Origin of the sequence: Candidatus Epulonipiscium viviparus, from assembly GCF_030708075.1 — a bacterium.
Taxonomy (GTDB): Bacteria; Bacillota; Clostridia; order Lachnospirales; family Cellulosilyticaceae; genus Epulonipiscioides; species Epulonipiscioides viviparus.
Genome location: NZ_CP117982.1, coordinates 874,611 through 886,813, shown reverse-complemented (window position 1 = coordinate 886,813; position 12,203 = coordinate 874,611). Strand labels below are relative to the sequence as shown.

Sequence of the window (12,203 nt, the reverse complement as noted above, 5' to 3'; positions counted from 1 at the left end):
ACCGTCAATTATACGCAACTTATACGCAATTTCTGTTGCTACCTTATTATTTATCTTCACGCTTAATTTTGCCTGCTTCTATCTTTTCTCTCACTTCTTCTTGACAACCTTTTCTTCATGTTGGCTGCACTCTGCCGCCTCTTCCCTTGTCATGACTTTTGCTTCGAGGTTAGCTCTGAGCTCTGCCGCCTCTTCCTTTGTCATGACTTTTGCTTCGAGGTTAGCTCTGTGCTCTGCCGCCTCTTCCTTTGTCATGTCTTTTGCTTCGAGGTTGGCTCTGTGTTCTGCTGCCTCTTCCTTTGTCATGTCTTTTGCTTCGAGGTTGGCTCTGAATTCTGCTGCCTCTTCCTTTGTGATACCTTTTGCTTCGAGGTTAGCTCTGCGCTCCTTCATTTCCTCCGTAATCTTTACTCCTGCCTCTTCTGCAAATGTAACCACGCCTGTTTCTCCCATTGTCATAACTCCTGCTATCGCCAATACTAACAATTTTTTCATTTTAATCTCTCCTTTTGATTTGTTTTGATTGTGTTCTGCTGCCTCTGTGTTCTGCTGCCTCTTCCTTTGTCATGTCTTTTGCTTCGAGGTTAGCTCTGCGTTCTGCTGCCTCTTCCCTTGTCATGACTTTTGCTTCGAGGTTAGCTCTGCGTTCTGCTGCCTCTTCCCTTGTCATGCCTTTTGCTTCGAGGTTAGCTCTGCGTTCTGCTGCCTCTTCCCTTGTCATGCCTTTTGCTTCGAGGTTGGCTCTGCGCTCTTTCATTTCCTCCGTAATCTTTACTCCTGCCTCTTTTGCAAATGTAACCACGCCTGTTGCTCCCATTGTCATAACTCCTGCTATCGCCAATACTAACAATTTTTTCATTTTAATCTCTCCTTTTAATTTGTTTTGATTTGCTGTTGCCTCTTACACTTTTATTATATTGCAAGAGGCTGTGGGATTTCTACCGTCAATTATACGCAACTTATACGCAATTTCTGTTGCTACCTTATTATTTATCTTCACGCTTAATTTTGCCTGATTCTATCTTTGCTCTCACTTCTTCTGGTGACAAACCTTTTGCTTCGATGTTGGCTTTGCGCTCTGCCGCCTCTTCTTTTGTGATGCCTTTTGCTTCGAGGTTAGCTCTGTGCTCTGCCGCCTCTTCCTTTGTCATGCCTTTTGCTTCGAGGTTAGCTCTGTGCTCTGCCGCCTCTTCCTTTGTCATGCCTTTTGCTTCGAGGTTGGCTCTGAGTTCTGCTGCCTCTTCCCTTGTAATGCCTTTTGCTTCGAGGTTGGCTCTGTATTCTGCTGCCTCTTCCTTTGTGATACCTTTTGCTTCGAGGTTAGCTCTGCGCTCCTTCATTTCTTCCGTAATCTTTACTCCTGCCTCTTTTGCAAATGTAACCACGCCTGTTGCTCCCATTGTCATAACTCCTGCTATCGCCAATACTAATAATTTTTTCATTTTAATCTCTCCTTTTAATTTGTTTTGATTTGCTGTTGCCTCTTACACTTTTATTATATTGCAAGGGGCTGTGGGATTTCTACCGTCAATTATACGCAACTTATACGCAACAATTATTTATCTTTTTATTAAAGTGTGTTATTATCTATTTGAGGTGATTTATATGAAAATTTATATTGCAGATGACGAGAAAAATATTAGAGATATTATTTGTAGCTTCCTTAAAAGCAGTGGCTACGATGTTCTTTCTTTTGATAACGGAGATTCTTTGGTTTCCGCATTCCAAACCAACCCTGCCGATATGGTTATTTTAGATGTTATGATGCCCGGCACTGATGGTATTTCGATTTGTCACTCCATTCGCCAAAAAAGCAATGTTCCTATTGTTATTGTTTCTGCAAAAGATACAGAGCTAGATAGAATTACCGGCATTACTATGGGTGCTGACGACTATCTCATTAAGCCTTTTGCCCCTATGGAACTGGTTGTGCGTGTTAACTCTATTTTTCGGCGTATGTCTTTTAATGCAGCGACAACAAATATTCTTAATTTTGGAAATATAACTATTGACATTGCATTGCGTACCTGTTCTTATTCTGGGCACAAGCTGGATCTGACACCTACTGAATTTGTCTTTATGGCTTATATGTTTGAGCATAGCGACAAAGCTGTTTCTAGGGATGAGCTGCTTAAAAATGTTTGGAAATTTGATTATGATGTTGATACTAAGGCCTGTGACGATCTCATACGTCGGCTTCGCAAAAAATTGGTTAAAACTTCTGTTAGAATTGTATCTGTTTGGGGATATGGTTTTAAATTAGAAACAGAGGAGTAGATTATGATAACTATTCGAAAAAAGTTTTCGCGTCCTATCATTATTCTAATTATACTTATTCCTTTATCCATACTCGTACTTTTTAACCTAACCGTTTCTTATTACGCTCAAACCGCAGCTGAAAACGAATTACTTCATATTGCCCAAGATGCGGCGTCTAAGTTATCTAAAATGGCCAGTAGCAATCAGCCACTGTTTAAAGTTGGCCCCAGCTCCAGCTCTATGGAACTTATCATTTACAACAGACAAGGTAATGTCTCTAAGTTTTCTGCTATTCCCGAGACTAGTTTTGTAACTTCAGAGATCGCACAACTAGCTTATACCGCTACTGCAGATTTGCCCATCGGAGAAATAGGTAAATTTAACCATAATGGTCACGATTATTACTTTGTAGAGTTAGACATACAACCTCAAATGTTACGAGATAAAGCCATTTATGTTTCAGAGAGCTATTTTTTAGATGATTTTGTATTTGCTATAAATTTGCTATTGCTTATCATTTCAGTAATCGTAACTATTATCGCTACTTTCATCTCCACTAGAATTACAACTTCTATTGCGTCGCCTATTGAATATATTACTAAATGTGTTGAATCTATAAAATATGACGAAATATTACATCTTAATATTCAAAATGATGCTATCGAATTTCAAAAATTGAGTCTTGAAATAAACAAGATGAGCAAACGCATTTATGATGCCCATAATTCGCAAAAGATGTTTCTAAACAATGCATCTCATGAATTGCGCACCCCCCTAATGAGTATCAGAGGATATGCAGATGGCATCGAAATGGGTATATTTGCAGACACAAAATCTACGGCTCACATTATTTCTGAGGAAACTCAAAAACTTACTACTCTGATCGATGGACTTCTCACCCTGGGGCGCATCGAAAATTTCAACGATGCCGACTCACTTGTAAGTATCAATCTAAACAATTATTTAAGCGATTTGGTTAATACATATAACGGCTATGCATTATCCAAAAACATTACTATTAATAATCTTGTCACTACTGATGTTTCGGTTAGAGGCAATGACGAATTGCTACGCGCTGTATTTGGGAATATTATTTCAAATGGGCTTCGTTACGCAAAAACTACAATAGACATTTCTGCAACTGTCTCAGATACTACTGCCACTATTTTTATCAAAAATGATGGAGAAAAGATCACTAATCAAGATAAGATTTTTGAACGGTTTTCAAAGGGAAAAAACGGAAATTTTGGACTGGGGCTTTCTATTGCAAAGACTTCTATAGAAAAATTGAACGGACACATTCGAGCTTATAACGATCAGGGCGTAATATTTGAGATAACCATACCAACTACTTAGGAGGAAATACTAATGAAACTAAAGATTTCTTTTAATTCACCCGTAATTTTAATTTTTACATTCATTTGTGCTGCCGCTCTCGGTTTAAACATCTTAACTGGCGGTCGAACAAATCATTTTTTGTTCAGTACATATCACTCTTCTATGACTGATCCTTTAGCATATATTAGAATTATAGCCCATGTTTTTGGACACGCCAACTGGGACCATTTTTTAGGAAACATAACGCTTATATTGATAGTCGGTCCATTACTAGAAGAAAAATATGGCTCCTCAGAAATCTTAGGCGTCATCTTGGTAACTGCTATCATTACAGGAGTCGTTAACAACATGATGTTTCCTGGGGTGAGGCTTCTGGGAGCTAGTGGCGTTGCATTTTCACTTATTTTATTGTCATCATTCACTAGCATCAAAAATGGCGAAATCCCTATGACTTTTATACTCGTTGCGTTAATTTATATATTGGGAGAAGTCATCAGCGCTGCCACCATCAGTGATAACGTATCCAATATTACTCATATAATCGGCGGAACTACAGGTGCCGTTCTTGGCTTCTTATTGCGCCCCGTTAACTAACACCGATCCATTTACAGGATTAATGAATACTTCTGACGAGTTTGTTGTATATACTGGAACACGCTTCATTTCTGATATATTAATATAATACAAACCAAATTCGCTGGCTTCCATAAACGCTTGGGTCAAATTATCAATGTATGCTGGAGACAATAAATATCCGATATTTTGAAACATTATATTATTGTCCCATACTACTTGATGATCTTGCGTTACCCCTGTATCTGCTGATATTGTAATTGTGATAAAATTGTTAATTACTGGTAATCCATTTTCGGTACGCAAAAACGTCAGATGGTAGTTTCCATTTAGATAACGCGTTTCCGCTTCTAGCAATTCGATATTTGTATATCCATAGACAGTTTCTATATATCTTTTAGCAAATATGATGCTCTGCTCATATCCATATCTCAACCCAACATCTGCAGGAACTCCCGCGTCTGTCAACTCTATCACCTCCGCAGAAGACGGCGAAACCCCAACTGTTCCCGACGGCAAAACTCCAAACATCGGCACCGCTACATTTTGCTCCACTTTATAAAATACACCCACGTTTACATTTTCCTTGTATATCGCCATCGCATCTTCTGCAGAAATTTCATTTGTTTCCTTTAGATACGCTCCCAAATATGTATCTATGCCTTCAAATCGCGCCACCTCTCCTGTTATCATACTAATACTAACCGATATTTTTTCTTCTAATACCGGAATGCCATTATACTGTTTCACAAAGAAAAATGTGTATGAATTTTCTGAAGGATTAAATTGTTGATCGACCAGCACCAAATCATTTTTATAGTCAGCTGCAAAAACATTTAGTGCCAACTGTGCCGCATTTTTACATTGCTCATACGAAAAGATTGTAGGTCCTGATACTGGAACATTTTCATTATTATACTCCAGGATGCTTCCACTTTGTTCGACATCAACATTTATTTTTGCTGTATTGGCACTAAACTCAAAGCTATAATATGGCAATGCTGCAAGTGGGGTTATTACATTTTTTTTCAAACTATACCCCTTTGGCAAATTAAACATATCTTCTACATAAGTAATTGCTTCATACTCGGTCATCATCGGAGCAGCTGAAACACAGGTAGCAGATAAACATGCCAATAACAAAACATACATTTTCTTCATACTGTTCACCTCTATTTAATATTTGTTTTAAATTATACAATATATTCAACTAAAAACCAATAATTATTTCGCCCCACCAACTTTTTTATCACATATTGGCAAATTTTTAAAAAACTGTAGCATTAATTTATTAAATATGTTATAATCGATAAAACGAAAAAGGGGTGATTTATATGCGATCTAATCCAATGATTAAAAAAGGTTTAGAGGGCAACTTGGTTGGTACTGGCGAAGCAATGAGTATTGCAGGCGCACGAAATAAATCTTTAGCTTTCATCAGTCTAACTTGTATCTTTGCTTTAATAACCTTTGTTGCATTATCTATTGGTAGTGTTCCAAACTTTGGTCTTGCAAATATACTTGGTGTTTCAAGTGGAATAGTTGGTTTTATTCTTCTTATCGCTATGGTATTTAAACCGCATTTATCAAGCACTATAGGTTCTTTTTATGCTATTTTCGAAGGTGTATTTGTTGGAGCAATAACTTTACGATTTAGTTATTTTTTTGATGGCGTAGTTCCAAAAGCTGCATTACTTACTTTACTTGCCATAGCTTTCACGCTTTTATTATACAAAGAAAAACCTGACCTTGCTGGCAAAATTAGAATGGGTGTTATCATTTTAACCATGACAATCTGCGCCGCAAGCATTATGGGACTTATATTTTTCTTCTTAGGCTGGGGCAATGTTCTAATGGGTAACGGCTTAATTTCTATTGGCTTTAGTATATTAACAGTAATTGTTGCAATAGCAAATTTAATGCTCGACTATGATAATATCGTTGTTGGTGCGCGTCACGGACTTCCAAAATATATGGAATCTTTCTTTGCGGTAGGTCTTTTGGTAACAGTAGTTTGGGTATATGTAGAAATGCTTAGTCTACTTGCTAAACTTGCTTCTCGAGAATAATAAGTTATAATTATAAGGGGTGCTTTCGTTGCACTCCTTATTTTAAATATAAAAACAGGAGATACTAATATGTTAAACGTTATGATGAAACCTTCTTCAAGTGCTTGTAACATGAGATGCGACTACTGCTTCTACTTTGATGAGGCAGAGAAAAGAACACAGCAGTCTTTTGGAATGATGAGTGAGCAAACCCTCAAAAATATCATTAGGCGTACCATGCTTAAGGCCAATTATTCTGTTAGCTACGCATATCAAGGAGGCGAACCCACTCTTAGAGGTTTAGACTTTTTTCGGAAAGCTCTCGAATATCAAAAACAATACAATAAAAAAGGAATCCAAGTTCACAACGCTCTGCAAACTAATGGCTTTAACCTCAACGAAGAGTGGTGTAAATTTTTCGTAGAAAATGACTTTTTAATCGGGGTTTCCATAGATGGCACTCAGCAAATTCACGACACATATCGTCACGATCCATCTGGCCAAAATACCTACGAACGCATTTTGCAAACCACCAAAATGTTTGATCAATATAATGTACAATATAATATCCTAACCGTTGTCAACAAACTTGTTGCAAAAAATATAAAAGAAATTTACAAAGCTTATGAAAAAAATGGCTGGCATTATCAACAATATATCGCCTGCCTAGATCCTCTCGAAGAAGAACGCTCTCAAAATGAATATTCACTTACACCGCAAGAGTTTGGCCAATTTATGATAGATTTATTTGATCTGTGGTATGCAGACTTTTTGCAAGGAAAGCAACCGTATATTAGGCAGTTCGAAAATTATGTTGCAATCCTCAATGGCTACCCAGCAGAATCCTGCGATATGAGGGGTACCTGCGGAATACAAACAGTTGTCGAAGCCGATGGGTCGGTCTATCCTTGCGACTTCTATATGCTAGACGAATACCGCATTGGCAACTTCAACACCGATCAATTAGAAACTATCAATGCAAACAGAAGCAAAATCGAATTTCTCGAAAAATCTATCAAACTAAGCGACAAATGCAAAGCCTGCCAATACCTATCTATTTGCCGCGGTGGCTGCATGAGAAACAGAGATATGGTAGGCGAGAGCTATCATAACTATCTATGCGAAGGGTATGAGATGTTCTTTGATGCCGTGCTACCAAGAATGCGAGATATCAAAGTTCCAAACCAATTTTAATTATTTTTAAATAGCTTTCTCACATCTGACGCCAGATACAAGGAGCCGCATATAATCAGTGCGTCTTCTTTTTTTGTGCTTTCCATTCCAAATTTTACCGCTTCTTTGTAATCTGCAAATGCCTGTACATCATCACAATACTTCTCGGCTGTTGCAGCTAGCGCATCTACTTCTGCAGCTTTCTTGCTTTCTGGTGCAACTACTATTGCCATATTTGCACGTGGTAACAACGTTTTCATGATTTCTTCATAATCTTTAGTTCTTAATGTTCCTATAATAATGTTTATATTATCGCAGTTTAAATTTGATATCATTTCGGCCAATACGGCACTGCCACTTTGATTATGCGCACCATCTAGAATCACAAGCGGATTTTTATTCAATATTTCCATTCTTGCAGGAAAAAACGTTGTCGCTATCCCTTCAATTATTGCTTGGTTATCAATATAATATCCTTGCCCTCTCAATTGTATTGCAACTTCTATGGCACATAGCGCATTATAAATTTGAAATTTTCCCAATAATTTTTTATTAAACTCCATGTCTTTATATACAAATTTTCTATAAAAATTATCCTCAGCGATTTTTAATGTGTGTAGATTTGGAACTATTAACTTAGTATCTGTTGCGATACATTTTTTCTCAATTACAGCCAGCGCCGCTGCGTCCAAAAGTGGATAGACAACTGCAACGCCACCTTTGATAATCCCTGCCTTCTCCGCGGCGATCGCTTCTATCGTATTTCCCAATATAGCCGTATGATCAAGTCCTATCGACATTATTACAGTTACCAACGGAGCTGCAATTACATTGGTTGAATCAAGTCGCCCTCCCAACCCCACTTCTAATACAACGACGTCGCATCCCTTCATTTTATAATACAAAAAAGCAATAGCAGTCACAACTTCAAAATACCCATACCTAGTTTCTGCCATATTATCTTTCACTATCGTCGCACACATGCATAGATCATCCTCAGAAATCATGGCTCCATTTAACTGAATGCGTTCACGAAACTCCAATACAAAAGGGCTTATAAATAGACCGGTTTTAAACCCAGCTTTTACCAAAATATTTGAAATCATTGCCGAAGTTGAGCCCTTTCCATTAGTGCCTGCAACATGAACTATTTTTAAATTTTGATGCGGATTATCTATCTTTGCCAAAAGCTTCAAAAATGCTTCGTGCCCACTTTTTTGGCCAAACATTGCAAGAGTATCTAAAAATTCATAAGTTTCATTAATATTCATTACGTCCTCCGTTTATAACATAAATTTTATTCATAATTACTAATTTTAATTATTGTTACACTTTTTTTAAATGATTTTTTTACCCAAATCTTTCACATTTTTTATATATCAAAATCCATTCTTAATACATATATCATTAATATAGAGACAAATAAAGAGGTGATTATATGAATTCTGAATTTATGTTACTCAAAATAATGTTAAAATCACTATTACTGCTAGGACTTGTCACTACCGGTATACAGACATATTTCCTAGGATTAATTATTGTCCAGCAAAACTCCATGAATCCCACACTGTGGGACGGTGACATCCTCTTAACAAATAAACTAGCATACCAAATTTCTACCCCCAAAGTTGGCGACATTATAATCTTTTATAAAGATACACCAGAAGGCATTGCAAAAACAAGGCTTGGGCTCACTTTAACAGATTTATTTAACAAAGCAACACTTAACACCGAGCGTACTAGATATGTGAAACGTGTTGTGGCGATTTCGGGAGATGTTGTCGATATAAAGAATGGAACACTTTATGTCAATACTCTACCAGTAATCGAAAATTTTACTCAGGGACTCACGTATTCCAACAATGCCGAATTTCCCATGACAGTAAATCAAAATTGTGTCTATGTATTAGGCGACAATAGAGAAATTAGTTTAGATAGTCGAAATTTTGGTCAAGTGCCTATTAAAATGATCGAAAGTAGGGTAGAATCAAAGTTACCCTGGCAATTAACAGGTGCTGCACCTGTAAAAGAGCAATAAAATAGAAAATGAGGGGATTAATATGATAAGATTAGTTGCAATAGATATAGATGGCACCTTACTAACTGATGAAAAAAGTATTTCAAATAATACAAAGAAAACTTTACTAAACGCTCGAAAAAACGGTGTTAAAATCGTATTAACAACGGGAAGACCTTTTGAAGGCTTAACCGATACGCTTAATATTTTGGAATTTAACACCAACAATAAAGATGTTGATGGAGTTACAATCCAAGATTATGTAGTATGTTTTAACGGAGCTCTTGTTAAAAATTTGTATACTAACGATATCATTACCGATATCACATTACAAGGCAACCACTTACAAGAGATTTATCAATTATCTCAACAATTAGGAACAAATATTCATGCCTTTTCAGCAACACAAGGGCTTATTGCTCCTAAAATATCCAAATATACCCAATTAGAAATGGATATAAATAACATCTCTATTCAATTAGTAGATTTTCAAAACATATATGCATCAGAAAAGATTGTTAAGGTTATGCTAATTGATGAACCACACATTATAGATAGCGCTGTCCGCAATCTTTCTGATCAATTATATGATAAATATACTATTGTACGAAGCACGCCATATTTCTTAGAGTTTTTAAATAAGGAAGCAAATAAAGGATTGGGGTTAAAAATGCTAGCTGAATATCTCGGTATATTTCCTGGCGAAATTATGTCCTTTGGTGATGCCGGAAACGATTTACACATGATAAAATATGCTGGGCTTGGAGTTGCGATGGACAATGCCACAGATGAGATTAAGGCCGCGGCTCAATTTGTTGCTGATAGCAATAACAATGACGGTGTGGCGAAAACTTTGCAGCAGTTTTCAATAGACAGAATTAAACTTTTACGAAAATGCTAGAAGAAAGTAGGATAAATAAATGCAATCAAGAACACATACTTGTAACGAGCTTACCTCTGCTAATATAGGTGAATCTGTAGTATTGGTAGGCTTTTACGAAAACTTAAGGAAGGTATCAAAAACTTTAGGATTTTTAATTTTACGAGACTTTTATGGCACAACCCAAATTGTAATAGAAACTGAAGATATTATGAACCAGATCGCGTCCGTTAACAAAGAATCAACTCTCCAAATTATTGGACAGGTTCGCGAACGTCAGAGCAAAAATAAAAATATAGCAACTGGTGATATAGAAATTATTCCAACTGAAGTTGCAGTTTTGGGAATTTGTGAACATAATGAATTGCCTTTTGAAATTAATCGTTCTACCGAAGCTGATGATAACACACGTCTCAAGTATCGATATTTGGATCTTCGAAACCCTGCGGTAAAAGACAAGATCGCCCTAAGGAGCAAAGTTGTATCTGCGCTTCGCAAAAAAATGGAATCGCTTGACTTTTTGGAAATTACCACTCCAATTTTGACTTGTTCATCACCAGAAGGAGCGCGAGACTATCTTGTTCCTAGCCGTTTACACGAGGGCAAGTTTTATGCGCTACCTCAGGCTCCGCAGCAGTTTAAGCAGATTCTTATGGCATCTGGATTTGATAGATATTTTCAGATTGCACCTTGTTTTAGAGATGAAGATGCTAGAGCAGATCGCGCTCCAGGAGAATTTTACCAATTAGATATGGAAATGGCCTTTGCAAACCAAGAAGACGTTTTTGCTGTAATAGAAGAAGTATTGCCCGAAATTTTTGCTAAATATGGCATATATAAAACGTCTAGCAATCCGCCTTTTGTCCGAATACCTTATCTTGAGGCTCTTGAAAAGTATGGTTCTGACAAACCAGATTTACGAAACGATTTAGTAGTTACCGATGCGACGGCGTTGTTGCAAGATTGCGGTTTTGAACCGTTTGCGAATGCTGTTATAAAAGCAATCGTTGTTGATAAGTTTGACGCAACCAGAAAAGTGGTCGATAAAATTTGTCACGATACAGAAGTGATCATCGAAAACAAAGCATTCTGGTTTAGATTAGGTGCTGACGGCAATTTCGTTGGAGGCATTAGCAAGTTTTTGGCAGACACAAAGGATGCCATTATCGCACAGTTGGCACTTAAGCCTGGGGATTATGTATTTTTATCAGCAGGCACAAAACTCAAAGCGCAAAAAACCGCCGGAGTTCTTAGAAACGTTATAGGGCAACATGCCACAAGCCACGTAGCAGAAAATTGTTACTCTTTTTGCTGGATTGTAGATTTTCCTATGTATGAACTAGATGATAAGACTAATAAAATCGAGTTTTGTCACAACCCGTTTTCTATGCCTCAAGGCGGATTGGAAGCGCTAAACACACAGGATCCTCTTTCCATCTTGGCGTATCAATATGATCTTGTGTGCAATGGTGTGGAACTGAGCTCTGGAGCTGTTAGAAACCATGACCCTTCTCTTATGATAAAAGCTTTTAACGTTGTGGGCTTGGGCGAAGCGGATGTAAAAGAGAAGTTTCCTGCTATGTATAATGCATTTTTGTATGGAGCGCCACCGCATGCTGGAATTGCACCTGGGGTTGACCGAATGATTATGCTAATTTTGGGAGAGGATTCTATTAAAGAAATAATTCCATTTCCTATGAACAAAAGCGCGCAAGACGTTATGATGAATGCTCCTTCGTTTGTATCTAACGAGCAACTAAAAGACGTCCACATTGCAGTAACAACAAACAAATAATTCTACAGAGGGTTGGATCATAGTGTCCGCCCTTTTTTATTGCCTCTATAGGAGTTCCCTTTTTGCTTATCTTTACATATTATAATCAATACAAATTAACTACTTTTGAAAGCGGGAACC

Annotated in this window: 13 protein-coding genes; 8 read left to right on the top strand and 5 right to left on the bottom strand. The window is 37.3% G+C overall.

The window, feature by feature from the left end; genetic code table 11:
* Positions 1 to 90: 90 nt before the first annotated feature.
* The 3 genes from PCY70_RS03415 to PCY70_RS03405 form a co-directional block, all read right to left on the bottom strand.
* Positions 91 to 495: a hypothetical protein gene (locus PCY70_RS03415; protein WP_305768444.1), complete on the bottom strand. Its 405-nt coding sequence runs from the start codon at positions 493 to 495 to the stop codon at positions 91 to 93.
* Position 496: 1 nt separating this feature from the next.
* Positions 497 to 859 (bottom strand): hypothetical protein, encoded by a 363-nt coding sequence (locus PCY70_RS03410; RefSeq protein WP_305768443.1) that lies wholly within the window; start codon positions 857 to 859, stop codon positions 497 to 499.
* A 127-nt stretch (positions 860 to 986) separates the two neighbouring features.
* A complete protein-coding gene (locus tag PCY70_RS03405; protein WP_305768442.1) occupies positions 987 to 1,442 on the bottom strand; it encodes a hypothetical protein in 456 nt (151 codons plus the stop codon).
* Positions 1,443 to 1,605: 163 nt separating this feature from the next.
* On the opposite strand from PCY70_RS03405, the gene PCY70_RS03400 reads away from it, so the two are divergent.
* The 3 genes from PCY70_RS03400 to PCY70_RS03390 are packed head-to-tail and all read left to right on the top strand — an operon-like array spanning position 1,606 to position 4,191.
* Positions 1,606 to 2,277, top strand: coding sequence for a response regulator transcription factor (locus PCY70_RS03400; RefSeq protein ID WP_305768441.1), 672 nt, complete (start codon positions 1,606 to 1,608; stop codon positions 2,275 to 2,277).
* 3 nt (positions 2,278 to 2,280) lie between these two features.
* Positions 2,281 to 3,615 carry a sensor histidine kinase gene (locus tag PCY70_RS03395; RefSeq protein ID WP_305768440.1) on the top strand — a complete coding sequence of 445 codons (1,335 nt, stop codon included), beginning with the start codon at positions 2,281 to 2,283 and terminating at the stop codon, positions 3,613 to 3,615.
* A 12-nt stretch (positions 3,616 to 3,627) separates the two neighbouring features.
* The gene (locus tag PCY70_RS03390; RefSeq protein ID WP_305768439.1) at positions 3,628 to 4,191 is read left to right on the top strand and encodes a rhomboid family intramembrane serine protease; all 564 of its coding nucleotides are present in this window, start codon (positions 3,628 to 3,630) and stop codon (positions 4,189 to 4,191) included.
* Here the strand turns inward: PCY70_RS03390 and PCY70_RS03385 are convergent.
* Entirely contained in the window at positions 4,171 to 5,331 is a 1,161-nt protein-coding gene (locus tag PCY70_RS03385) for a YcdB/YcdC domain-containing protein (protein ID WP_305768438.1), read from the bottom strand. The two genes, PCY70_RS03390 and PCY70_RS03385, sit on opposite strands and share 21 nt — an antisense overlap.
* 173 nt (positions 5,332 to 5,504) lie before the next feature.
* Here PCY70_RS03385 and PCY70_RS03380 point away from each other — a divergent pair, with 173 nt between their 5' ends.
* Both PCY70_RS03380 and PCY70_RS03375 read left to right on the top strand, forming a co-directional pair.
* On the top strand, positions 5,505 to 6,239 hold the full coding sequence (locus PCY70_RS03380; protein ID WP_305768437.1) for a Bax inhibitor-1/YccA family membrane protein: 735 nt from the start codon (positions 5,505 to 5,507) through the stop codon (positions 6,237 to 6,239).
* 69 nt (positions 6,240 to 6,308) lie between these two features.
* On the top strand, positions 6,309 to 7,412 hold the full coding sequence (locus PCY70_RS03375) for an anaerobic sulfatase maturase (protein ID WP_305768436.1): 1,104 nt from the start codon (positions 6,309 to 6,311) through the stop codon (positions 7,410 to 7,412).
* Here the strand turns inward: PCY70_RS03375 and PCY70_RS03370 are convergent.
* Positions 7,409 to 8,662, bottom strand: coding sequence for a bifunctional folylpolyglutamate synthase/dihydrofolate synthase (locus tag PCY70_RS03370; RefSeq protein WP_305768435.1), 1,254 nt, complete (start codon positions 8,660 to 8,662; stop codon positions 7,409 to 7,411). The two genes, PCY70_RS03375 and PCY70_RS03370, sit on opposite strands and share 4 nt — an antisense overlap.
* A gap of 167 nt (positions 8,663 to 8,829) precedes the next feature.
* On the opposite strand from PCY70_RS03370, the gene lepB reads away from it, so the two are divergent.
* From lepB to aspS, 3 genes are read left to right on the top strand one after another with little or no spacing between them, the layout of a single operon-like run.
* Positions 8,830 to 9,429: a signal peptidase I gene (gene lepB, locus PCY70_RS03365; RefSeq protein ID WP_305768434.1), complete on the top strand. Its 600-nt coding sequence runs from the start codon at positions 8,830 to 8,832 to the stop codon at positions 9,427 to 9,429.
* Between the two features lie 22 nt (positions 9,430 to 9,451).
* Positions 9,452 to 10,309, top strand: coding sequence for a Cof-type HAD-IIB family hydrolase (locus PCY70_RS03360; protein WP_305768433.1), 858 nt, complete (start codon positions 9,452 to 9,454; stop codon positions 10,307 to 10,309).
* A gap of 19 nt (positions 10,310 to 10,328) precedes the next feature.
* Positions 10,329 to 12,083 (top strand): aspartate--tRNA ligase, encoded by a 1,755-nt coding sequence (aspS, locus tag PCY70_RS03355; protein ID WP_305768432.1) that lies wholly within the window; start codon positions 10,329 to 10,331, stop codon positions 12,081 to 12,083.
* The last annotated feature ends 120 nt before the right edge of the window (positions 12,084 to 12,203 follow it).

Coding starts and splice junctions, on each gene's coding strand:
- PCY70_RS03415 (WP_305768444.1), bottom strand. CDS start 495: ATGAAAAAATTGTTAGTATTGGCGATAGCAGGAGTTATGACAATGGGA.
- PCY70_RS03395 (WP_305768440.1), top strand. CDS start 2,281: ATGATAACTATTCGAAAAAAGTTTTCGCGTCCTATCATTATTCTAATT.
- PCY70_RS03360 (WP_305768433.1), top strand. CDS start 9,452: ATGATAAGATTAGTTGCAATAGATATAGATGGCACCTTACTAACTGAT.
- PCY70_RS03400 (WP_305768441.1), top strand. CDS start 1,606: ATGAAAATTTATATTGCAGATGACGAGAAAAATATTAGAGATATTATT.
- PCY70_RS03405 (WP_305768442.1), bottom strand. CDS start 1,442: ATGAAAAAATTATTAGTATTGGCGATAGCAGGAGTTATGACAATGGGA.
- PCY70_RS03375 (WP_305768436.1), top strand. CDS start 6,309: ATGTTAAACGTTATGATGAAACCTTCTTCAAGTGCTTGTAACATGAGA.
- PCY70_RS03410 (WP_305768443.1), bottom strand. CDS start 859: ATGAAAAAATTGTTAGTATTGGCGATAGCAGGAGTTATGACAATGGGA.
- lepB (WP_305768434.1), top strand. CDS start 8,830: ATGAATTCTGAATTTATGTTACTCAAAATAATGTTAAAATCACTATTA.
- PCY70_RS03385 (WP_305768438.1), bottom strand. CDS start 5,331: ATGAAGAAAATGTATGTTTTGTTATTGGCATGTTTATCTGCTACCTGT.
- PCY70_RS03390 (WP_305768439.1), top strand. CDS start 3,628: ATGAAACTAAAGATTTCTTTTAATTCACCCGTAATTTTAATTTTTACA.
- PCY70_RS03380 (WP_305768437.1), top strand. CDS start 5,505: ATGCGATCTAATCCAATGATTAAAAAAGGTTTAGAGGGCAACTTGGTT.
- PCY70_RS03370 (WP_305768435.1), bottom strand. CDS start 8,662: ATGAATATTAATGAAACTTATGAATTTTTAGATACTCTTGCAATGTTT.
- aspS (WP_305768432.1), top strand. CDS start 10,329: ATGCAATCAAGAACACATACTTGTAACGAGCTTACCTCTGCTAATATA.